The organism is Pseudomonas parakoreensis (genome assembly GCF_021602155.1).
Classification (GTDB): Bacteria; Pseudomonadota; Gammaproteobacteria; order Pseudomonadales; family Pseudomonadaceae; genus Aquipseudomonas; species Aquipseudomonas parakoreensis.
In genome coordinates, this window is the sequence record NZ_BQHY01000009.1 from 23401 (window position 1) to 44411 (window position 21011).

Annotated in this window: 17 protein-coding genes; 14 read left to right on the forward strand and 3 right to left on the reverse strand. The window is 61.1% G+C overall.

Annotation, left to right across the window (positions count from 1 at the left end; translation table 11 throughout):
- Positions 1-78 precede the first annotated feature (78 nt).
- Complete coding sequence (gene bioB / locus L6D63_RS15375; protein WP_027610689.1) at positions 79-1134, reverse strand: biotin synthase BioB; 1056 nt, start codon at positions 1132-1134, stop codon at positions 79-81.
- 91 nt (positions 1135-1225) lie between these two features.
- On the opposite strand from bioB, the gene L6D63_RS15380 reads away from it, so the two are divergent.
- The 5 genes from L6D63_RS15380 (at position 1226) to rarD (ending at position 7088) form a co-directional block, all read left to right on the forward strand.
- Positions 1226-1960 (forward strand): ComF family protein, encoded by a 735-nt coding sequence (locus L6D63_RS15380; RefSeq protein WP_047297028.1) that lies wholly within the window; start codon positions 1226-1228, stop codon positions 1958-1960.
- A 185-nt stretch (positions 1961-2145) separates the two neighbouring features.
- Positions 2146-2910, forward strand: coding sequence for a TOBE domain-containing protein (locus L6D63_RS15385; RefSeq protein ID WP_047297030.1), 765 nt, complete (start codon positions 2146-2148; stop codon positions 2908-2910).
- A 70-nt stretch (positions 2911-2980) separates the two neighbouring features.
- Positions 2981-4882: a PhoX family protein gene (locus L6D63_RS15390; protein ID WP_131670546.1), complete on the forward strand. Its 1902-nt coding sequence runs from the start codon at positions 2981-2983 to the stop codon at positions 4880-4882.
- A gap of 183 nt (positions 4883-5065) precedes the next feature.
- Entirely contained in the window at positions 5066-6040 is a 975-nt protein-coding gene (locus L6D63_RS15395) for a serine/threonine protein kinase (protein WP_131670547.1), read from the forward strand.
- Between the two features lie 160 nt (positions 6041-6200).
- A complete protein-coding gene (gene rarD, locus L6D63_RS15400) occupies positions 6201-7088 on the forward strand; it encodes an EamA family transporter RarD (protein WP_041069958.1) in 888 nt (295 codons plus the stop codon).
- 223 nt (positions 7089-7311) lie between these two features.
- Here the strand turns inward: rarD and L6D63_RS15405 are convergent, their stop codons facing one another.
- Positions 7312-7830, reverse strand: coding sequence for a glycine cleavage system transcriptional repressor (locus L6D63_RS15405; RefSeq protein ID WP_007966538.1), 519 nt, complete (start codon positions 7828-7830; stop codon positions 7312-7314).
- Between the two features lie 638 nt (positions 7831-8468).
- On the opposite strand from L6D63_RS15405, the gene L6D63_RS15410 reads away from it, so the two are divergent.
- Positions 8469-10646: a malate synthase G gene (locus tag L6D63_RS15410; protein WP_131670548.1), complete on the forward strand. Its 2178-nt coding sequence runs from the start codon at positions 8469-8471 to the stop codon at positions 10644-10646.
- 245 nt (positions 10647-10891) lie between these two features.
- Here L6D63_RS15410 and L6D63_RS15415 read toward each other — a convergent pair whose 3' ends face one another.
- Positions 10892-11338: a response regulator gene (locus L6D63_RS15415; protein ID WP_047297039.1), complete on the reverse strand. Its 447-nt coding sequence runs from the start codon at positions 11336-11338 to the stop codon at positions 10892-10894.
- A 259-nt stretch (positions 11339-11597) separates the two neighbouring features.
- On the opposite strand from L6D63_RS15415, the gene L6D63_RS15420 reads away from it, so the two are divergent.
- From L6D63_RS15420 to L6D63_RS15455, 8 genes are all read left to right on the forward strand, one after another.
- Positions 11598-13532, forward strand: a complete 1935-nt coding sequence (locus L6D63_RS15420; RefSeq protein WP_309295584.1) for a putative nucleotidyltransferase substrate binding domain-containing protein — start codon at positions 11598-11600, stop codon at positions 13530-13532.
- Positions 13529-14236 carry a 3'-5' exonuclease gene (locus L6D63_RS15425; RefSeq protein WP_131670549.1) on the forward strand — a complete coding sequence of 236 codons (708 nt, stop codon included), beginning with the start codon at positions 13529-13531 and terminating at the stop codon, positions 14234-14236. Before L6D63_RS15420 ends, L6D63_RS15425 begins: the two co-directional genes overlap by 4 nt.
- Before the next feature lie 216 nt (positions 14237-14452).
- Positions 14453-14971, forward strand: coding sequence for an RNA polymerase sigma factor (locus tag L6D63_RS15430; protein WP_047297143.1), 519 nt, complete (start codon positions 14453-14455; stop codon positions 14969-14971).
- Positions 14968-15939, forward strand: coding sequence for a FecR domain-containing protein (locus L6D63_RS15435; RefSeq protein WP_131670550.1), 972 nt, complete (start codon positions 14968-14970; stop codon positions 15937-15939). Before L6D63_RS15430 ends, L6D63_RS15435 begins: the two co-directional genes overlap by 4 nt.
- A gap of 269 nt (positions 15940-16208) precedes the next feature.
- Complete coding sequence (locus L6D63_RS15440) at positions 16209-18635, forward strand: TonB-dependent siderophore receptor (RefSeq protein WP_236170354.1); 2427 nt, start codon at positions 16209-16211, stop codon at positions 18633-18635.
- Between the two features lie 74 nt (positions 18636-18709).
- The gene (locus tag L6D63_RS15445; protein ID WP_131670552.1) at positions 18710-19834 is read left to right on the forward strand and encodes a PepSY-associated TM helix domain-containing protein; all 1125 of its coding nucleotides are present in this window, start codon (positions 18710-18712) and stop codon (positions 19832-19834) included.
- Positions 19831-20010 (forward strand): hypothetical protein, encoded by a 180-nt coding sequence (locus tag L6D63_RS15450; protein ID WP_047297051.1) that lies wholly within the window; start codon positions 19831-19833, stop codon positions 20008-20010. Before L6D63_RS15445 ends, L6D63_RS15450 begins: the two co-directional genes overlap by 4 nt.
- Positions 20011-20217: 207 nt before the next feature.
- A complete protein-coding gene (locus tag L6D63_RS15455) occupies positions 20218-20847 on the forward strand; it encodes a glutathione S-transferase (protein ID WP_047297052.1) in 630 nt (209 codons plus the stop codon).
- Positions 20848-21011: the final 164 nt, after the last annotated feature.

Here is a 21011-nt window from a genome sequence, read left to right on the forward strand (position 1 = left end):
AGCTTGTCTTTTAAAAAACAACATCAAAAGATCGCAGCCTGCGGCAGCTCCTACAGGGTTTTGCATTTCAAGCGAAGATCAGACCGCAGCGTTATAGAACTGCTCGCTGCTCTTCTGCTCCACCAGCGCCTGCTCGATCGCGGCCTGATGCACCTCATCGGCATGCTCTTCACGGGCTTCTGGCTGAATACCCAGACGCGCGAACAGTTGCATGTCCTTGTCGGCCTGCGGGTTGGCAGTGGTCAGCAGTTTGTCGCCGTAAAAAATCGAGTTGGCACCGGCAAAGAATGCCAACGCCTGCATCTGCTCGTTCATCGCTTCGCGGCCGGCGGACAGGCGCACGTGGGATTGCGGCATGAGGATGCGCGCCACGGCGAGCATGCGGATGAAATCGAACGGATCGACGTCGTCGGCGTTTTCCAGCGGCGTACCGGCCACTTTCACCAGCATGTTGATCGGCACCGACTCCGGATGCTCCGGCAGGTTAGCCAGCTGGATCAGCAGGTTGGCGCGGTCGTCCAGCGACTCGCCCATGCCGAGAATGCCGCCGGAGCAGATCTTCATCCCCGACTCACGCACGTAGGCCAGGGTCTGCAGGCGCTCGCTGTAAGTGCGGGTGGTGATGATGCTGCCGTAGAACTCCGGCGAGGTGTCGAGGTTGTGGTTGTAGTAATCCAGGCCAGCCTTGGCCAGCGCCTCGGTCTGCTCCTGATCGAGACGCCCGAGGGTCATGCAGGTTTCCAGACCCATGGCTTTCACGCCTTCGACCATCTTCAGCACGTACGGCATGTCTTTGGCGGACGGGTGCTTCCACGCCGCGCCCATGCAGAAACGCGTGGAGCCGATGGCTTTGGCGCGGGCAGCCTCCTCGAGGACTTTCTGCACCTCCATCAGCTTTTCTTTTTCCAGGCCGGTGTTGTAGTGACCGGACTGCGGGCAGTACTTGCAGTCTTCCGGGCAGGCACCAGTCTTGATCGACAGCAGGGTCGAAACCTGCACCCGGTTGGCGTTGAAATGTGCGCGGTGCACCGTCTGCGCCTGGAACAGCAAGTCGTTGAATGGCTGTACGAAGAGCGCTTTGACTTCGGCTAAAGACCAATCGTGACGCAGGGTGGCAGAGGTGCTGGCGCTCATGGGCAGTTCCTTGGTTATGCTTGGCTGGCGGCTGCGGGAACGTAATACCCACAGGCGCGACACGGATGTTCGGCATATTTAAGGAAGAGTCATGCGCTGTCAACCACGATACGAACAGCAGGTTTACATCTGTTTAAAAAACGTACAGACCTGCTTGCTGTGCGATGAACCCGCAGAAGCAGAATTGCCAATGTGCGTCGCCTGCGAAACCGAGCTGCCCTGGCTCGGCGACCAGTGCCAGACGTGCGCTTTGCCGATGCCGGCTGTCGGTCTGACCTGCAGCGAGTGCCTGCTAGAGCCGCCGGCGTTCGAACAGGTGGTCGTGCCGTGGCGCTATGACTTCCCGGTGGACAGTCTGATTACACGCTTTAAACACAAGGCGAAATGGCCGTTTGGCCACCTGCTTGCCGACGTTGCCGGACAATACCTGCAACATCGCTTCGATGAAGGGTTGCCGCGACCCGATGTGTTGTTGCCGGTGCCACTGGCGATCAAACGTCTGCGCCAACGCGGGTTCAATCAAGCCGCGATGCTCGGGCGATGGTTAAGCCAACAGCTGAATCTGCCTTTTGAGGAACAGGCGCTACGGCGGGTCCACGACACCAGCGCCCAGCAGGATCTCGACGCCAAGGCGCGCAAGCGCAATTTGCGTCATGCCTTCGCGCTGAACCCTGACACCGATGTGAAAGGTCGGCACTTCGCATTGATCGATGACGTGCTGACCACCGGCGCCACGGCCCAGGCATTGGCGCGACTGCTAAAAAATGCAGGCGCAGCGCGGGTTGACGTGTATTGCCTGGCGCGCACGCCAAAACCGGGAAATTGAAAGTCAGCACAATCCCCTTGTGGGAGCGAGCCTGCTCGCGAAGCTCAGTGTCGGTCATCATCAGCGTTGAATATGCTGACGCCTTCGCGAGCAGGCTCGCTCCCACAGGGTTCTATGTCAGGCTTGACTCCGGCGTTGCAAGCCGCCAATTTCCCCCCACCGCCACCGTGAAAAAGCCCCCACCCATGTCCCTGCCCACCCTGCTCTCCCAGCACATCGTCCGCCGTCCGCAGCGCATCGCCCTGCTGCAACACATTGCCGAACAGGGCTCGATCACCCGCGCCGCAAAAAGCGCCGGGCTGAGTTACAAGGCCGCTTGGGATGCGATCGATGAGTTGAACAACCTGGCGCAGAAGCCACTGGTGGAACGTGCGGTCGGCGGCAAGGGCGGCGGTGGCGCCAGATTGTCCAGCGAAGGCGAGCGGGTGTTGCGCCTTTATCAAAAGCTGCAGGCTTTGCAGGCGCAGGTGCTGGAAGCGGCTGAAGACGCCAGTGATCTGGATCTGCTCGGGCGATTGATGCTCAGAACCAGCGCCCGCAATCAACTGCACGGCAAAGTCGTGAGCATCGAAGGTCAGGGCCGCAATGACGTGATCCGCCTCGAACTGGCTGAAGGTTTGTGGATCAACGCACAGATCACCCACGACAGCACCGTGCACCTGGAACTGCAACCGGGCACTGAAGTAGTGGCATTGATCAAGGCCGGCTGGCTTGAACTGCTGGCGGCGGATCAAGCGGCAACATCTGGACACAATCTACTGAGCGGCACGCTCGAAGCCATTCTCGATGCCGAGGACGGCCCCAGCGAAGTGCGCATCGCTTTGCCCAACGGCCAGACGCTCTGCGCTCTGGCTGAGCCGCTGCAGCTTCGCACCCGCGGGCTGAGTGTCGGGCAACTGGTGCAGGTGCAGTTTTCGCCGTCCAATGTACTGATCGGCACGCCGCTGTAATCAGACGCTGCAACGAAAGCGTAATCGACGCTCATTAAGGTGGCTGCCAAAACCAAGCAGGGAGCCTGATGTGAGCCTATTAGAAGAAAACCAATCGACAGACCTGGAAAAAATGGTCGGCCTCAGCCGTCGCGGTTTCATCAGCGCCGGCGCGCTGTGCGGCGCCGCCATGTTTCTCGGCGGCAACCTGCTCAGCCGCAGCGCGCTGGCCACCGGCATCAGCGCCGGCAACAGCCGCCTGCTCGGTTTCGAGAGCATTCCCGCCGCCACCACAGACGTCATCAGCCTGCCGAAGGGCTACAAGTCCTCGGTGCTGATCAGTTGGGGTCAGCCATTGCACAAGAACGGCCCGGCGTTCGACCCGAGCGGCAATGGCACCGCCGCCGCACAGGAAGTGCAATTCGGCGACAACAACGACGGCATGAGCCTGTTCGAATTCCCCGACGACAGAAACCGCGCGTTGATGGCGATCAACAACGAATACACCAACTACCGCTACCTCTACCCGCACGGCGGCATGCCGCAATCGGCCGAAGACGTGCGCAAGGCGCTGGCCTGCGAAGGTGTGTCGGTGATCGAAGTGCAGCGCAAGAACGGCCAATGGCAGTTCGTCCAGGGCTCGCGTTACAACCGGCGCATCCACGGCAACTCGCCGCTGCGCATCAGCGGCCCGGCCGCCGGTCACGAGCTGATGAAGACGGCCGCCGACAAGCACGGCAAGAGAGTCCTTGGCACCTTCCAGAACTGCGCCAACGGCAAGACACCGTGGGGTACCTATCTGACCTGCGAAGAAAACTTCACCGACTGCTTTGGCAGCAGCAACGCCCAGCAGCAGTTCGACCCGGCGCAAAAGCGTTACGGTGTGTCGGCGGCCAGCCGCGAGATCAACTGGCATCCGTTCGACCCGCGTTTCGACATGGCCAAGAACCCCAACGAGCTCAACCGTCACGGCTGGGTGGTCGAGATCGATCCGTTCGATCCGCAATCGACCCCGGTCAAGCGCACCGCGCTGGGTCGCTTCAAACATGAAAACGCCGCACTGGCCGAGACCAACGACGGCCGCGCCGTGGTGTACATGGGCGACGACGAACGCGGCGAGTTCATCTACAAATTCGTCAGCCGCGACCGCATCAACCACCGCAACGCCAAGGCCAACCGCAACATCCTCGACCACGGCACTTTGTACGTGGCGAAATTCGATGCCGGTGACGGCAACCCGGATCATCCGAAAGGCCAGGGCCAGTGGATCGAACTGACCCATGGCAAGAACGGCATCGATGCCAGCAGCGGTTTCGCCGATCAGGCCGAAGTGCTGATCCACGCCCGCCTCGCCGCCAGCGTGGTCGGCGCCACGCGCATGGACCGCCCGGAATGGATCGTGGTCAGCCCGAAGGACGGCCAGGTCTATTGCACCCTGACCAACAACGCCAAACGCGGCGAAGACGGGCAGCCGGTGGGCGGGCCGAACCCACGCGCGAAAAACGTCTACGGGCAGATCCTGCGCTGGCGCACCGACCGCGACGATCACGCCTCGAAGACCTTCGCCTGGGATCTGTTTGTGGTCGCCGGCAATCCAGGCGTCCATGTCGGTACGCCGAAGGGCGGTTCGTCGAACATCACCCCGCAGAACATGTTCAACAGCCCGGACGGGCTGGGCTTCGACAAGGCCGGGCGCTTGTGGATTCTGACGGACGGCGACTCAAGCAATGCCGGCGACTTTGCCGGGATGGGCAACAACCAGATGCTCTGTGCCGACCCCAAGACCGGCGAAATTCGCCGCTTCATGGTCGGGCCGATTGGTTGCGAAGTCACCGGGATCAGCTTCTCACCGGATCAGAAGACCCTGTTTGTCGGGATTCAGCACCCGGGCGAGAACGGTGGTTCGACCTTCCCTGAGCATTTGCCGAACGGCAAGCCGCGATCCTCGGTGATGGCGATTACCCGTGAGGACGGTGGAATCGTCGGCGCCTGACAGGCCCTAATCGCTGGCAAGCCAGCTCCCACAGGTTCTGCGCTGATTTGAAAATAGTGCAAGACTTTGTGAGAGCTGGCTTGCCAGCGATAGCGTCCTCCCAGACACCAACCCACTCCCCCCCTGCCATCTGCGCTACCATGCTGGGCCGGACGCGGCAGCCTGCTGCGCGCAGGAGTCAGCATGGCCCACCCGTTTGAAACCCTTACACCCGATCTCGTGCTCGATGCCGTCGAAAGCATCGGTTTCCTCAGCGATGCGCGCATTCTCGCGCTCAACAGCTATGAGAACCGCGTCTATCAGGTAGGCATCGAAGACTCCGAACCGCTGATCGCCAAGTTCTATCGCCCGCAGCGCTGGACCAATGACGCCATCCTCGAAGAACACCAGTTCACCTTCGAACTGGCCGACGTCGAAATCCCGGTGGTGGCGCCGCTGATCCACAACGGTGAAACCCTGCACGAGCATGCCGGTTTCCGTTTCACCCTGTTCCCCCGTCGCGGCGGCCGTGCGCCGGAGCCGGGCAATCTCGATCAGTTGTATCGCCTCGGCCAGTTGCTCGGGCGCATTCATGCGGTCGGCGCCACCAAGCCGTTCGAACACCGTGAAGCCCTCGCCGTGCAGAACTTCGGCCACGCCTCGCTGGCAACATTGCTTGAAGGCAACTTCATCCCCAAGAGCCTCCTGCTAGCCTACGAGTCCGTGGCCCGCGACTTGCTCAAGCGTGTCGAAGACGTCTACGCCGCCACGCCGCACCAGAACATCCGCATGCACGGCGACTGCCACCCCGGCAACATGATGTGCCGCGATGAAATGTTCCACATCGTCGACCTCGACGACTGCCGCATGGGCCCGGCCGTGCAGGACATCTGGATGATGCTGGCGGGTGATCGTCAGGAATGCCTCGGCCAGCTCTCGGAACTGATGGATGGCTACAACGAATTCCACGACTTCGATCCGCGCGAACTGGCGCTGATCGAACCGCTGCGCGCCCTGCGGCTGATGCACTACAGCGCGTGGCTGGCGCGGCGCTGGGACGACCCGGCGTTTCCGCACAGCTTTCCTTGGTTCGGCACCGAACGGTATTGGGGCGATCAGGTGTTGGCGCTGCGGGAGCAACTGTCGGCGCTCAACGAAGAACCTTTGAAATTGTTCTGAATTCAATATCAAAAGATCGCAGCCTTCGGCAGCTCCTACATGGATCGCATTCCCCTGCAGGAGCTGCCGAAGGCTGCGATCTTTTCGCTTTCTGACACGACACATCTATACAACCTCCTTACAATCCCTCCTTTGTTAGCTGCCTAAGCAAGGATTCTGCATGCAAGCCGCCAACCCGCGTCGCGGGTACATTCTGGGCCTGAGTGCCTACATCATCTGGGGCCTGTTCCCGATCTACTTCAAAGCCATCGCCGAAGTCCCCGCTGTCGAGATCATCATTCACCGCGTGCTGTGGTCGGCGCTGTTCGGCGCCCTGTTGCTGATGGTGTGGAAGCATCCGGGCTGGTTGCGCGAATTGCTCGACAACCCCAAACGCCTGGCGATTCTGGCGCTGAGCGGTACCTTGATCGCGGCCAACTGGCTGACCTACGTGTGGTCGGTGAACAACGGACGCATGCTCGAAGCGAGTCTCGGTTACTACATCAACCCGCTGGTCAACGTGCTGTTGGGGATGCTGATTCTCGGCGAACGCCTGCGGCGCATGCAGTGGATCGCCGTGGGGCTGGCGGCCATCGGCGTGGCGCAGCAAGTGTGGCAGGTCGGCAGTCTGCCGTGGGTGTCGCTGGTGCTGGCGCTGACCTTTGGTTTTTACGGTTTGATCCGCAAACAGGCGCCGGTCAAAGCCTTGCCAGGGCTGGTAGTGGAAACCTGGATGCTGGTGCCGATCGCCATTGCCTGGCTGTTGTTCAACCAGACCGCAACCAGCGCGCAACCCGAATTCTGGACCACCTCGCAAGCCTGGTGGCTGGTAGCCGCCGGCCCGGTGACGCTGGTGCCGCTGGTGTGCTTCAACGCTGCCACGCGCCACTTGCCTTACACCACCATCGGCTTCCTGCAATACCTGGCACCAACCCTGGTGCTGCTGCAGGCAGTGCTGCTGTTCGGCGAACATTTGTCGTCGAGCACGCTGATCGCGTTCATCTTTATCTGGGCCGGTCTGGCCGTTTATAGCGTCGATGCGGTGATCAGTTTGCGCCGGCGCAGCTGATCAAAAAACGCACAAACCTTCGCAGACCACGATTCTCGTGGTCTGCAACGTTCCTTCCCAAGGTTATCCACAGCGTGATCCCCGCCGTTTGTGCGCAAGTCACTGAATGCTGGCGGTTTTTTGATCAGTTCCCGGCAAGCCACAGCCGGCGTGGCGTTGCGCCCGGTCTCTACAGGTTATCCACAGGCAGGTGCACGTTAAAACTGGATAACACCAGCGGCGCTTAAACGTCAGTGCGTAACACCAGTTCGACCATCAGATCATCGGCCAGGGTTTCCAGGCGCGATTGCAGTACGTCCAGCGACAGGGTCAGCGGCACCGCGAGAATTGCTTCAGCGTGGAATAACGGCTCGCTGCTCATCGGTGCCGGGCGCACTTCGGTCACCAGCCGTTCGAGGTTCACCCCCTGCTCGCTGAGCAAACGGGTGATGTCGCGCACGATGCCCGGACGGTCGTTGCCCACCAGCTCCATGGCGATCGGTTTCCAGGTACAAGACTGCTCGATGCCGCTCTCGGCAATCAGCACGCGAATGCCCTGTGCCGACAGTGCTTGTAGGGAATCGACTAATTCGTCGTAAGCCTCCGCCGGCACGCCCACCCGCAGAATCCCGGCGAACTGCCCGGCCATCCGTGACATGCGGCTTTCCAGCCAGTTACCGCCATGCTCGGCGATGCATTGGGCGATGCGCTCGACCTGCCCGGGCTTGTCCGGGGCGAAGACAGTGAGTACGAGATGGTCCATGGCGCAGCCCCTCTTTTCATGACTTTTGTTATAGAAAGGCAAGTATAGGCAAGGGTTTGATTCAGCCCAGGCAGCAGACCTGTGTCCTGGTTTTGGATGCAACCTGTGGCGAGGGGATTTATCCCCGATCGGTTGCGCAGCAGCCGTAAACCCCTGTCAGCTCGGTCTACCTGTCAGCGCGCAGGGGGCGGCTTCGCCACCCATCGGGGATAAATCCCCTCACTACAGAAGTGTGCACCGCAGGGGGATGCCATAGCAGGCAGAAAGCATTTATGTGTACAACTTTTTATATTTAACTGGAACAATCCGCTGGTTTTTTGAGAACATCCCGTTCCGCGACGTGACCGCAATGCGTCATGAGGTCGCAGAACGACGTAATTAGTCTGATTTTCACAAGCGCAACTCATCATGTAGTATGCCGCAGCGCGCACTACATAACGCTGGATCGATGTCTGCCCAAGGCACGTTCGCAATCCTGAAAGCCCCGTCAGCAAGGCCCCCAAGCCGTTGATTGGTCCCAGCCCAGCCGCCAGCAATGGCATGTACTGGTCGGAAGGTTTGTGGTTTAAATGGCCAGAGGCTTCATTGTTAAATTGAAGAGCTGAAAAGCGAAATAGCTGAGCAGAGTGAGGCAAGCAATGACTGAACACGTTCAAGTCGGTGGCCTGCAGGTCGCCAAAGTCCTGTTCGACTTCGTGAACAACGAAGCCATTCCCGGTACCGGCCTCACCGCCGAAAAATTCTGGGAAGGTGCCGACAAGGTCATTCATGACCTGGCGCCGAAGAACAAAGCCCTACTCGCCAAACGCGATGACTTCCAGGCTCGTCTTGATGCCTGGCATCAGGAACACGCCGGCCAGGCGCACGACGCCGTGGCCTACAAAGCCTTCCTGCAAGAAATCGGTTATCTGCTGCCAGAAGCGGCTGATTTCCAGGCAACGACGCAAAACGTCGATGATGAAATCGCCCGCACCGCCGGCCCGCAACTCGTGGTGCCGGTGATGAACGCCCGCTTCGCCCTCAATGCCTCGAACGCCCGCTGGGGTTCGCTGTACGACGCCCTGTATGGCACCGACGCGATCAGCGAAGACGGTGGCGCGGAAAAGGGCAAAGGCTACAACAAGGTGCGTGGCGACAAAGTCATCGCCTTCGCCCGTGCGTTCCTCGACGAAGCGGCGCCACTGGCTGCCGGCTCCCACGCCGACTCCACCGGTTACAAGATCGCTGACGGCAAACTGCTGGTCTCCCTAAAGGGCGGCAGCAACACCGGCCTGCGCGACGATGCTCAGCTGATCGGTTTTCAGGGCGATGCCAATGCCCCGATCGCGATCCTGCTGAAAAACCACGGTCTGCATTTCGAAATCCAGATCGACGCCAGCACCCCGGTCGGCCAGACCGACGCCGCCGGCGTCAAAGACATCCTGATGGAAGCGGCACTGACCACCATCATGGACTGCGAAGACTCCGTGGCTGCCGTCGATGCCGACGACAAAGTGGTGATCTACCGCAACTGGCTCGGCCTGATGAAGGGCGACCTGTCCGAAGAAGTCGCCAAGGGCGGCCAGACCTTCACCCGCACCATGAACCCGGATCGCACCTACACCAAGGTCGATGGCAGTGAACTGACCCTGCACGGGCGCTCGCTGTTGTTCGTGCGTAACGTCGGTCACCTGATGACCATCGACGCGATCCTCGACAAGCACGGCAACGAAGTGCCGGAAGGCATTCTCGACGGTCTGGTGACGTGTCTGGCAGCGATGCACAACCTCAACGGCAACACCTCGCGCAAGAACACTCGCACCGGCTCGGTCTACATCGTTAAACCGAAGATGCACGGCCCGGAAGAAGCGGCGTTCACCAACGAGCTGTTCGGTCGCATCGAAGACGTGCTGGGCCTTGCCCGCAACACCCTGAAAGTCGGGATCATGGACGAGGAGCGCCGCACCACGGTCAACCTCAAGGCCTGTATCAAGGCTGCCAGCGAGCGCGTGGTGTTCATCAACACCGGCTTCCTCGACCGCACCGGTGACGAAATCCACACCTCGATGGAAGCCGGCCCGATGGTGCGCAAGGCCGACATGAAGGCCGAGAAGTGGATCGGCGCCTACGAGAACTGGAACGTCGATATCGGTCTGAGCACCGGCCTGCAAGGTCGCGCGCAAATCGGTAAAGGCATGTGGGCGATGCCCGACCTGATGGCGGCAATGCTCGAACAGAAAATCGCTCACCCGCTGGCCGGCGCCAACACCGCCTGGGTACCGTCGCCGACCGCCGCTGCACTGCACGCGCTGCATTATCACAAGGTCGACGTGTTCGCCCGTCAGGCCGAACTGGCCAAGCGTACCCGCGCTTCGGTGGACGACATCCTGACCATTCCGCTGGCGGTCAACCCGAGCTGGACGCCGGAACAGATCAAGAACGAACTGGACAACAACGCCCAGGGTATTCTCGGTTACGTGGTGCGCTGGATCGACCAGGGCGTGGGTTGCTCGAAAGTGCCGGACATCAACGACGTGGGCCTGATGGAAGACCGTGCGACGCTGCGCATCTCCAGCCAGCACATCGCCAACTGGCTGCGCCACGGTATCGTCACCGAGGCGCAAGTGATGGAAAGCCTCAAGCGCATGGCGCCGGTGGTTGACCGGCAGAACGCCAACGACCCGCTGTACCGTCCGCTGGCACCGGACTTCGACAGCAATATCGCCTTCCAGGCGGCGGTCGAACTGGTGATCGAAGGCACCAAACAGCCGAACGGCTACACCGAGCCGGTGCTGCACCGTCGTCGTCGCGAGTTCAAGAAGGCCAACGGCCTGTAACTTTGCGCTGAATGACGGACATGAAAAAGCCCTGATCTTGCGGTCAGGGCTTTTTTTGTCTGGGCTGAACCCCCAAGCAAGTCAGTAATCCCTGTGGCGAGGGAGCTTGCTCCCGCTCGGCGGCGCAGCCGTCGTAAATTCAGCGAATGCGATGTGTCAGGATTAATGTGGATGCTGGGTTTGGGCCGCTTCGCAGCCCAGCGGGAGCAAGCTCCCTCGCCACAAGGGTAGCGGCTAAACACAATTTACGGTTCTATGCCCAATTCGTGTTTGACCAGGCCCAGCAACTGGGCCGTATCAAACGGCTTGAGCAGAAAATCCACCACGCTCAGGTGCATCGCGGCAATGGCGTCTTTCACATCGGCATCGCCGGAAACAATGATGATCGGCAACGCCGCCCGCTCCGACTCACGCACCTGCCGAATCAAATCCAGCCCACCAACATTGCCCATGCGCAAATCAGTGATCACCAGCCCGATCGAAGGTTTTTCGTCGAGCATCTTCAGCGCGGTTTCGCCACTGGCCGCGGTCATGCAACGAATGCCTTCCAACGCGAGAATCTCCGACAACAGCTCCCGGGCGTCCTTGTCGTCATCGACGATCAGTACACGTTGCGGCGGCAAGTCGGGTTCGAGCATGACAGCGCTGAGCGCTTCACGCTCGGCGTCGCTCAAAATATCGTGGTCGGACATGGCACTCTCTACGTTTTCAATTCAGTCACCTGGCACAGTCGTCAGACATCGCTAAGCACAGCTTCAATGTGCACTTCGTCGGATTTTTTTCCAAGAGGCTGACGCGAGAATTTCCGACTGTTTTTGTAGGGTTCTTCCCAAATGTGCCGAACGGCAACCCCAACCTAGACTTACGTCCAATGGGCACCCTGCACGCAGGGGCCGACCATGGCTGCATCGATCCGACAACAACAATTCAAAAAAGACTGCGGTAATGGTTATGAGTAAAGCGGACGCCTTCACCCAGGCAGGGAAAACCGCGGTGTTGCAGAACATTCAGGGCACCCTGCAATTCCTCCAGCGCTTCCCGCCTTTCAATCAGATGGAACACGCCCACCTGGCTTTTCTGGTGGAGCAATGTCAACTGCGCTTCTATGGCCAGGGCGAAAGCATCATCAAACCTGCCGACGGGCCGGTCGAATATTTCTACATCGTCAAACAGGGCCGCGTGATCGGCGAGCGTCAGCACATCACCCGGCCCGGTACCGAAACCACTTTCGAGATCACCACCGGAGAATGCTTCCCGTTGGCCGCACTGATTGGCGAACGGGCAACCCGTACCGAACACCTGGCCGGCGAAGACACCTTCTGCCTGCAGCTGAACAAACCGGCGTTCATCAAACTGTTTGCCCTGTCCGGCAGCTTCCGCGATTTCGCCCTGCGCGGGGTCAGCAGCCTGCTCGATCAGGTCAACCAGCAAGTCCAGCAGAAAGCCGTGGAAACCCTCGGAACCCAGTATTCGCTCAACACCCGCCTCGGCGAATTGGCGATGCGCCATCCGGTGACCTGCAGCCCCGACACGCCACTGCGCGAAGCAGTGAAGCTGATGCACGAGCAACAAGTCGGCAGCATCGTCGCAGTGGATGAACACAAGGCGCCGCTGGGGATCTTCACCCTGCGCGACCTGCGCGAGGTGGTCGCCAATGGCAGCGGTGATTTCAGCGAAGCCATCGAGCGCCACATGACCTGCTCGCCGTTCTTTCTGTCGCCGGATCACAGCGCCTTCGACGCGGCGATCGCCATGACCGAACGGCACATCGCCCACGTCTGTCTGGTCAAGGATCAGCGCTTGTGTGGCGTGGTCTCCGAGCGCGATCTGTTCTCCCTGCAACGGGTCGATCTGGTGCATCTGGCCCGGACCATCCGCAGCGCCCAGCGCATCGAGCAACTGGTGAGCCTGCGCGGCGAGATCGGCCAACTGGTCGAACGCATGCTGGCTCACGGTGCATCTTCGACGCAGATCACTCACATCATCACCCTGCTCAACGATCATACCGTGTGCCGGGTAATCGAACTGACCCTCGCCGAAAAAGGCGACCCCGGCGTGCCGTTCAGTTGGTTGTGCTTCGGCAGCGAGGGCCGGCGCGAACAGACGCTGCACACCGATCAGGACAACGGCATTCTCTTCGAAGCGAGGGACGCGGCGCAGGCGGCGGAGATTCGCGGCAAGCTGCTGCCAATCGCCCAGCAGATCAACCAGAGTCTGGCGCAGTGCGGCTTCAGCCTGTGCAAGGGCAACATCATGGCCGGCAACCCCGAGCTGTGCCTGTCCCGGGCAGAATGGGCGCGACGCTTTGCAGCATTCATTCGCGAGGCGACGCCGGAGAACCTGCTCGGTTCGAGCATCTATTTCGACCTGCGGGTGGTCTGGGGTGACGAGAAAGGCTGTGCGCAACTGCGCCGCGGGATTCTCGAGCAGGTCGGCGACAACCGTTTGTTCCAGCGCATGATGGCCGAGAACGCGCTACGCAATCGCCCGCCCGTGGGGCGTTTCCGCGAGTTTGTGCTGGCGCGCAAAAACGGCGAGAAAGCCACCCTCGATCTCAAGGTCCAGGGCCTGACGCCCTTCGTCGATGGCGCGCGCCTGTTGGCGCTGGCCCATGGCATCGAAACCAACAACACCCTCGAACGCTTGCGTCAGCTGGTCGAAAAACAAGTCATCGAACGGCTCGACGGCGCGGCGTATGAAGAGGCTTATCACTTCATCCAACAGACGCGCATGCAGCAGCATCAGATCCAGACCCGTGAAAATCTGCCGTGGTCCAACCGCGTCGACCCGGACAGCCTCAACCATCTGGACCGGCGCATCCTGCGTGAATCGCTGCGCCAGGCGCAGCGCCTGCAAAGCAGCCTGGCCTTGCGGTATCAGCTATGAGCCTGTTTTCGTGGCTGCGGCCGACCAGCCCTCTGCTGTCGACAGACCTGCAACAGCGCATGGCAAAACTGCCGACCATTGGCGAACTGAAAGAATGCAGCCTGCGCGAGCAGCGCTGGGTGGTGCTCGATCTGGAAACCACCGGGCTGAGCCTGAACAAGGATCGCGTGCTGTCGATCGGTGCAGTGGTCATCGAGGACGGCGCAATCGACTTCAGCCAGCAGTTCGAACGCACCCTGCAATGCCGGGAGCTGAAGCTCAGCCCCAGTGTGTTGATTCATGGTCTGGGACCGAACGCGATTGCCGCCGGCAGCGACCCGGCCGAAGCGTTGCTGGAACTCATGGAGTTTATCGGCGACAGCCCGGTGCTAGCGTTTCATGCGCCCTTCGATCAGCACATGCTCGGACGCGCCCTGAAGGAGCACTTGGGCTACAAGCTGCAGAACGTGTTTCTGGATGTCGCGGACATGGCGCCGTTGTTGTGCCCGCAGGCGAGTATTCGCGAGGCCGGGCTGGATGAATGGATCGACTGGTTCAAACTTGAGGTGTTCGAGCGGCACAACGCGAGTGCCGATGCGCTGGCCACGGCGGAGCTGGCGTTGATCCTGTTCAGCCGGGCGCGGCAGCAGCAGATTCATAGCCCGTTGAATTTGCAGCAGCGTTTGAGTCAGTGGAAACGCCGTCAGCAGGCGCCCTCCTTCTAGATTTTCGGCCGAACCACATCCCCTGTAGGAGCTGCCGCAGGCTGCGATCTTTTGATCTTGCTTTTAAAAACAAGATCAAAAGATCGCAGCCTGCGGCAGCTCCTACAGGGCTTACCATTAACCTCATCTGACCAGTGGCCAATTGCTAACCATTCCCACCTCTGCGAGAATCGCGAACAATTCTCGTTGGTTAACATTTCCCAATCGGTGCGTCTGGTGTCGTCAGTCCCAAGCCCTCACAGTGAACTCGTCGGTGCGTTGTATCGCGACCATCGCGGTTGGCTACTGAGCTGGCTACGGCGCAATGTGGCGTGCCCGCAACGGGCCGAAGACCTGAGCCAGGACACCTTCGTGCGCCTGCTCGGTCGCGATCAACTGCTGACCCCGCGCGAACCCCGGGCGTTTCTGGTGGCGATCGCCAAGGGCCTGTTGTTCGACTACTTCCGCCGCGCCGCGCTGGAACAGGCCTATCTCGCCGAATTGATGCTGATCCCCGAAGGCGAACAACCTTCGGTGGAGGAACAGCAGTTGATCCTGGAAGACCTCAAGGCCATCGACCGACTGCTCGGCAAACTCTCGACCAAGGCCCGCGCCGCGTTCCTTTATAACCGCCTCGACGGCCTCGGCCACGCCGAAATCGCCGCGAAGCTCGGCGTCTCGGTGCCCCGCGTGCGGCAATACCTCGCGCAGGGCATTCGCCAGTGCTACATCGCCCTGTACGGTGAGCCGACATGAATCCGGCCAGTTCAAAACCGGTCTCGGCCCAGGTGCTGGACGCGGCGATTGCCTGGCAATTGTCGCTGGACTCCGGCAGTCCGCTGGAGCGCGAGGAGTTCGCCAAATGGCATGCGGCCCATGAAGAACACGCCCGCGCCTGGCGCCAACTGGGCATGCTCGATCAGCGCTTTAACGTCGCCAACGGCCCGGCCCGCGCTGCGTTACTGCAATCGCGCGAAGGCATCCGGCGGCGCGTGCGCAAGCTCGGCAGTGGATTGGCCAGCGTGCTGGCGGTGATCGGTCTGGCGCTGTTTGCCGGTGATCGGTATTTGCCGCTGGATTACTGGCTTGCCGATCAACGCACCGCCACCGGCGAACAGCGCACGGTGCGCCTGGCCGATGGCACCGTGCTCAATCTCAATACCCACAGCGCGGTGGATGTGCGCTTCGATGCCAGGCAGCGGCTGATCGTATTGCAGGAAGGCGAGATCTTGGTCGAGACCGGTCACGGTGATGCGCGGCCGTTCATCGTCGAAACCCGCGAAGGCAGCATGCGCGCATTGGGGACACGGTTTCTGGTCAAGCGTGAAGACCAAGGCACGCGTCTGAGCGTCCTGCAATCGGCGGTGGCGGCGCATCCGCAAAGCCATCCTGAAGAACAGATCCTGCGCGAAGGCCAGCAAGTACTGATCCGCAATAACGGCCTCGACGCGGTCGCTGCGCTTACGCCCGGCGCCGATGCCTGGACCCGCGGCATGCTGGTGGTGGACAACGCTCGATTGGAAGATCTGGTGCGTGAGCTTGGACGCTACCGGCGCGGGCATCTGGACGTGGCGCCGGAAGTCGCTGACCTGCGCATCACCGGCAGTTTCCCGCTGCACGACACCGACAAGGCCTTGAGCGCCCTGCTGCCGACGCTGCCGGTGCAGATCGAGCAGCACACGCCGTATTGGGTCACGGTGGCCAAAGCAGATACAAAGCCCTGATTTATCTGGTGCCCGAGCGGGCGCCATCGCTGGCAAGCCAGCTCCCACAGAGATCGATGGTGAATATCAATTCTGTGAGCTGCGCTGAACCTGTGGGAGCTGGCTTGCCAGCGATGGGGCCGCCCGCAACTGCACAAAACCAATGTTGCCACGCGAATCGGCTGCCCCACTCCCAGTTAATCGACATTATTTTCATCCAGCCCTATCACTTTTCAATTCTCGTCCGGCACACAGGCAATTGAGAAATATTTCCATTCAGGAGCCTTCGCATGTCCCGTTCGCTAGACACCTTGTTGCGCCCCAGTCTGCTGGCCATCGCCATTGCCTTCAGCGCGCCGCTGCTCAGCAGCCCGTTGCTCGCTGCTGAACAGGCCTCCAGCGTGCGTGCCTACAACCTGCCAGCGGCGCCGCTGTCGACCACGCTGAACCAGATCGCCAGCCAGGGTGGCCTTGCGCTGTCGCTCAATCCATCGCTGGCGGCGGGCAAGACCTCGTCGCCGGTCAACGGGCAATACGACGCCGCCGGCGCTCTGCGTGTGGCGCTGCAAGGCACCGGCCTGCAACTGGAACAAAGCAGCACTGGCACCTACAGCCTGGTAGCCGTGCCTGAAGGGACACTGGCGCTGCCGGAAACCGCAGTGATCGGCGTGGAAAACCTGGAAACGGCCTGGGGCCCGGTCGAGGGCTACACCGCCACCCGCACCGCCGCCGGTACCAAGACCGACACCGCGCTGGTCGAAGCACCGCGCTCGATCTCGGTCGCCACCCGTCAGCAAATGGACGACCGCAGCGTGCACAGCCTCGATGACGCCGTGCGTTATATGCCGGGCATCACCGCCAGCAGCTACGGCAGCGACACCCGCGCCGACTGGCTGCGCGTGCGTGGCTTCGAGCCGACCCAGTTCCTCGATGGGCTGCCACTGCCAAAAGGCGTGTACGCCAACCCGAAACAGGAAACCTGGAACCTCGATCGCCTCGCCCTGTTGCGCGGCCCGGCCTCCTCCGTCTACGGCCAGACCCCACCGGGCGGCCTGCTGGACATGGTCAGCCGGCGCCCGAGCAGCGACGCCAGCAGCGAAATCCAGCTGCAGTACGGCAGCGACAACCACCGCCAGATCAACTTCGCCAGCACCGGCAAGATCGACGACGCCGGCCAGTTTCTCTACGGCATCAGTGGGGTGGTGCGCGACAGCGACACGCAGATCGATCACATCGAAAACAAGCGCTACAACATCGCGCCGAGCCTGACCTGGAACATTGACGACGACACCAGGTTCACCCTGCTGAGCCAGTTCACCCGCGACGATACCGGCATTACCAGCCAGTTCCTGCCGGTGCAGGGCACCAAGATCGACATGCCGTTCGGTAGCGTCTCGCACCACAAAAACCTCGGCGACCCGGATTGGGAATATTACGACCGCACTTACTACGCGCTCGGCTATGCGTTTGAACACCGGCTGAACGATGTCTGGCAGTTCAAGCAGAACCTGCGCTACACCAAGTCGGATCTGTCGTTCCAGGCCCTGACTGTCGGTTCTTATCCGTACACCCTGGTGGACGATCAAGGCAACGTCGGGCGCACCAGCACCAGCGTTGACGAAGACATCAGCCAGTTCGCGGTGGACAACAACTTCCAGGCCGACTTCGCCACCGGTGACATTCGCCACACCGTGCTGTTGGGGCTGGACCACCAGCGCAGCAACACCAACTACCTGTCGATCTACGGTGACGGTCTGAAAACCAACGTGCTGAAGCCGATCTACGGCCAGCCGATCGTTCGTCCGGATCGCTCGACGGCGTATTACGACTACGACCAGAAGACCTACCAGACCGGCCTCTACGTGCAGGACCAGATGGCCCTCGACCAATGGCGCCTGACGCTGGGCGGTCGTGAAGACTGGGTCCACACCGGCACCACGTTCTTCAACAAGGCCGATGCGACCAACACCCAGCGCGACAAGAACTTCAGTGGTAACGCAGCGCTCAGCTACGTGTTCGACTCGGGCTTCGTCCCGTACATTTCCTACGCCGAATCCTTCCAGCCCACCACCGGCGCCGACGCCTCCTCCACCGGTTCGCTGAAGCCGACCGAAGGCAAGCAGTGGGAAATGGGCGTCAAGTACCAGCCACCGGGCAGCAAGACCCTGCTGACCGCCGCCGTGTATGACCTGACGCAGAAAAACGTCGCAGTCACCACCACCGTCGGCAACACCCCGATCACCAGCCAGACCGGCGAAGTGAAAGTCAAAGGCCTGGAACTGGAGGCGACCTCGGACGTCACCGACAACCTGAAAGTGATTGCCGCCTACACCCTGGCCAAGTCCGAAGTGCAGAAAGGCGACTACAAAGGCAACCGCCTGCAGCTCATGCCGAACCAGCAGGCCTCGCTGTGGACCGATTACACCTGGCACAACGGCGTACTCGACGGCTTCGGTATCGGCGGTGGCGTGCGTTACACCGGCAACACCTACGGCGATCAGGGCAACACTTGGCTGGGCAAGGCCAATGCTTACACCGTGTTCGATGCCTCCGTGCATTACGACCTCGGTCGCCTGGACAACAGCCTCAAAGGTGCATCGGTGGCGGTCAATGCCACTAACCTGTTCGACAAGGACTACATCTCCACCTGCGACGGCTTCTACTGCTACTACGGCGACCAGCGCAGCGTCGTCGCCAGCGCCACCTACAAGTGGTAAGCGCGTGAGCTGAAACAGGTCCTGTCACCAGGCCGTCCCCCGTGGACGGCTTCGGTGTTTTTGAAGGTCATGAAATGAAAAGTAAAACAATTCGCCGCTGGTCGTTCATCCACACCTGGACCAGCCTGATCTGCACCGTGTTTTTGCTGCTGTTGGCACTGACCGGTCTGCCGCTGATCTTCCATCACGAGATCGAACACCTGCTCGGCGATGCCCCGCAAGTGCGCGAAATGCCCGCCGACACCCCGCGCCTGAACCTGGCGCAACTGGTCGAGGCGGCAGAACAACATCGTCCCGGCGAAGTGGTGCAGTACTTCGGTTTCGAGGACGACGAGCCCAACGCGGTGCTGACCATCATGGCGAAAACCGCCGGTACCGAGCCGAATTCTTCGCACACGTTCATGCTCGATGCGCGCACCGGTGAAGCGCTGGAAACCCCGTCGGCCAACGGAGGCCTGATGTTGTTCATCCTGCGCCTGCACGTGGACATGTTCGCCGGCCTGCCGGGCAAGTTGCTGCTGGCGTTCATGGGTTTGCTGTTCGTGGTCGCGATCATTTCGGGGACTGTGTTGTACCTGCCGTTCATGCGCCGCTTGCAGTTCGGCACCGTGCGCCAGGACAAGTCTTCCCGCCTGCGCTGGCTCGACCTGCACAACCTGATCGGCGTGGTTACATTGACTTGGGCGCTGGTGGTCGGTGTCACCGGAGTGATCAGCGCCTGTGCTGATCTGATCATCGCCGCGTGGCGCAACGACTCGCTGACTGCCATGGTTGCGCCCTACCGCGATGCCCCGCCGCTGACCCGACTGGCACCGGCCACCCGCCTGCTCGACATCGCCCGGGACGTGGCGCCGGGGATGAACCCGGACTTCATTGCCTTCCCCGGTACGCGTTTTTCCAGCGAGCATCATTACGCGGTGTTCATGAAGGGCGGCACGCACCTGACCTCGCACCTGCTGACGCCGGTGCTGATCGACGCCGGCACCCTGCAGGTCACCGCCGTGGCCGAGCGCCCGTGGTACATGGACGCCATGGGCCTGTCGCAGCCATTGCACTTCGGTGACTACGGCGGCATGCCGATGAAAATCCTCTGGGCGACCCTCGACGTGCTGACCATCATCGTCCTTGGCAGCGGCGTGTATCTGTGGGTGGTGCGGCGTAAAGCGGCGAAACCGGTGACGGTGGAGGCTGCCGCATGAAGCCGCGTCAGAGCAATTTCTGGAAGGTCTTCAGCACGCCGCTGGTGATTGCGCTGCTGAGTGCGGCGGGGTTGTTTGCGGCGTTGTTGGGGGATGGGATCTGGGATGCGTTGAGCTGGGTCGGGCTGGGTGTACCGGCGTTTCTGGCCATTAGAGGTTTGTTGCAGCGCAGGTAGTTTTTGTGTTGTCGGTGATGGCCTCATCGCTGGCAAGCCAGCTCCCACGGGGGTTAATGGCGAATCTGAAATTTGTGTTCGCTGCAAAAACTGTGGGAGCTGGCTTGCCAGCGATGGCGATCTCACGAACACCATCAATTCCTCGCCAGCCACAGTGGTTGTAGCTAGGCTAACGTCCTGCTCTTCGATGACCACCGAGGTTTGCCAATGTCCGCCCCCAGCATGACCCTGTTCCACAACACGCTCTCCCCGTTCGTGCGCAAAGTGATGGTGCTGCTGCATGAGACCGGCCAGCAGGATCGCGTCGCCCTGCAAGACTGCGTGCTCAGCCCGGTCAGCCCGGACGCTGCGCTCAACGCCGACAATCCGCTGGGCAAGATCCCGGCCCTGCGTCTGGCCGACGGCAGCGTGATCCATGACAGCCGCGTAATCCTCGAATATCTCGACCAGCAGCATGTCGGCAATCCGCTGATCCCCCGCGACGGCGCGGCCCGGTGGCGGCGTCTGACCCTGGCCTCGCTGGCCGACGGAATCATGGATGCCTCGGTGATGGTGCGTTACGAACTGGTATTGCGCGCCCCGGAAAAGCACTGGGACGAATGGCTCGAGGCCCAGCGCGAGAAGATCCGCCGCGCCCTGGCCTATCTGGAAGCTGACGCCATCGCCGAGCTGACCAGCCATTTCGACGTGGCCGCCATCAGCGTCGCCTGTGCGTTGGGTTACCTTGATCTGCGTCATCCGGATCTGGACTGGCGCAGCGCCAATCCGCAATTGGCCAACTGGTTCTTTGAAGTGAGTCAGCGACCGTCCATGGTCGCCACCCTGCCCAAGCCTTAAATCGGCGGAACCTGTTCTGGCCTCATCGCTGGCAAGCCAGCTCCCACAATGGATTTGGGTATGACAGAACCCTCTGTTTCAGCAAAAATCCTGTGGGAGCTGGCTTGCCAGCGATGGCACCTCCTGGGTTGCGGCGGCAGTGCTGCAACAATCAGCGTCACCAA

Coding starts and splice junctions, on each gene's coding strand:
- bioB (WP_027610689.1), bottom strand. CDS start 1,134: ATGAGCGCCAGCACCTCTGCCACCCTGCGTCACGATTGGTCTTTAGCC.
- L6D63_RS15380 (WP_047297028.1), top strand. CDS start 1,226: ATGCGCTGTCAACCACGATACGAACAGCAGGTTTACATCTGTTTAAAA.
- L6D63_RS15385 (WP_047297030.1), top strand. CDS start 2,146: ATGTCCCTGCCCACCCTGCTCTCCCAGCACATCGTCCGCCGTCCGCAG.
- L6D63_RS15395 (WP_131670547.1), top strand. CDS start 5,066: ATGGCCCACCCGTTTGAAACCCTTACACCCGATCTCGTGCTCGATGCC.
- rarD (WP_041069958.1), top strand. CDS start 6,201: ATGCAAGCCGCCAACCCGCGTCGCGGGTACATTCTGGGCCTGAGTGCC.
- L6D63_RS15405 (WP_007966538.1), bottom strand. CDS start 7,830: ATGGACCATCTCGTACTCACTGTCTTCGCCCCGGACAAGCCCGGGCAG.
- L6D63_RS15410 (WP_131670548.1), top strand. CDS start 8,469: ATGACTGAACACGTTCAAGTCGGTGGCCTGCAGGTCGCCAAAGTCCTG.
- L6D63_RS15415 (WP_047297039.1), bottom strand. CDS start 11,338: ATGTCCGACCACGATATTTTGAGCGACGCCGAGCGTGAAGCGCTCAGC.
- L6D63_RS15420 (WP_309295584.1), top strand. CDS start 11,598: ATGAGTAAAGCGGACGCCTTCACCCAGGCAGGGAAAACCGCGGTGTTG.
- L6D63_RS15425 (WP_131670549.1), top strand. CDS start 13,529: ATGAGCCTGTTTTCGTGGCTGCGGCCGACCAGCCCTCTGCTGTCGACA.
- L6D63_RS15435 (WP_131670550.1), top strand. CDS start 14,968: ATGAATCCGGCCAGTTCAAAACCGGTCTCGGCCCAGGTGCTGGACGCG.
- L6D63_RS15440 (WP_236170354.1), top strand. CDS start 16,209: ATGTCCCGTTCGCTAGACACCTTGTTGCGCCCCAGTCTGCTGGCCATC.
- L6D63_RS15445 (WP_131670552.1), top strand. CDS start 18,710: ATGAAAAGTAAAACAATTCGCCGCTGGTCGTTCATCCACACCTGGACC.
- L6D63_RS15450 (WP_047297051.1), top strand. CDS start 19,831: ATGAAGCCGCGTCAGAGCAATTTCTGGAAGGTCTTCAGCACGCCGCTG.
- L6D63_RS15455 (WP_047297052.1), top strand. CDS start 20,218: ATGTCCGCCCCCAGCATGACCCTGTTCCACAACACGCTCTCCCCGTTC.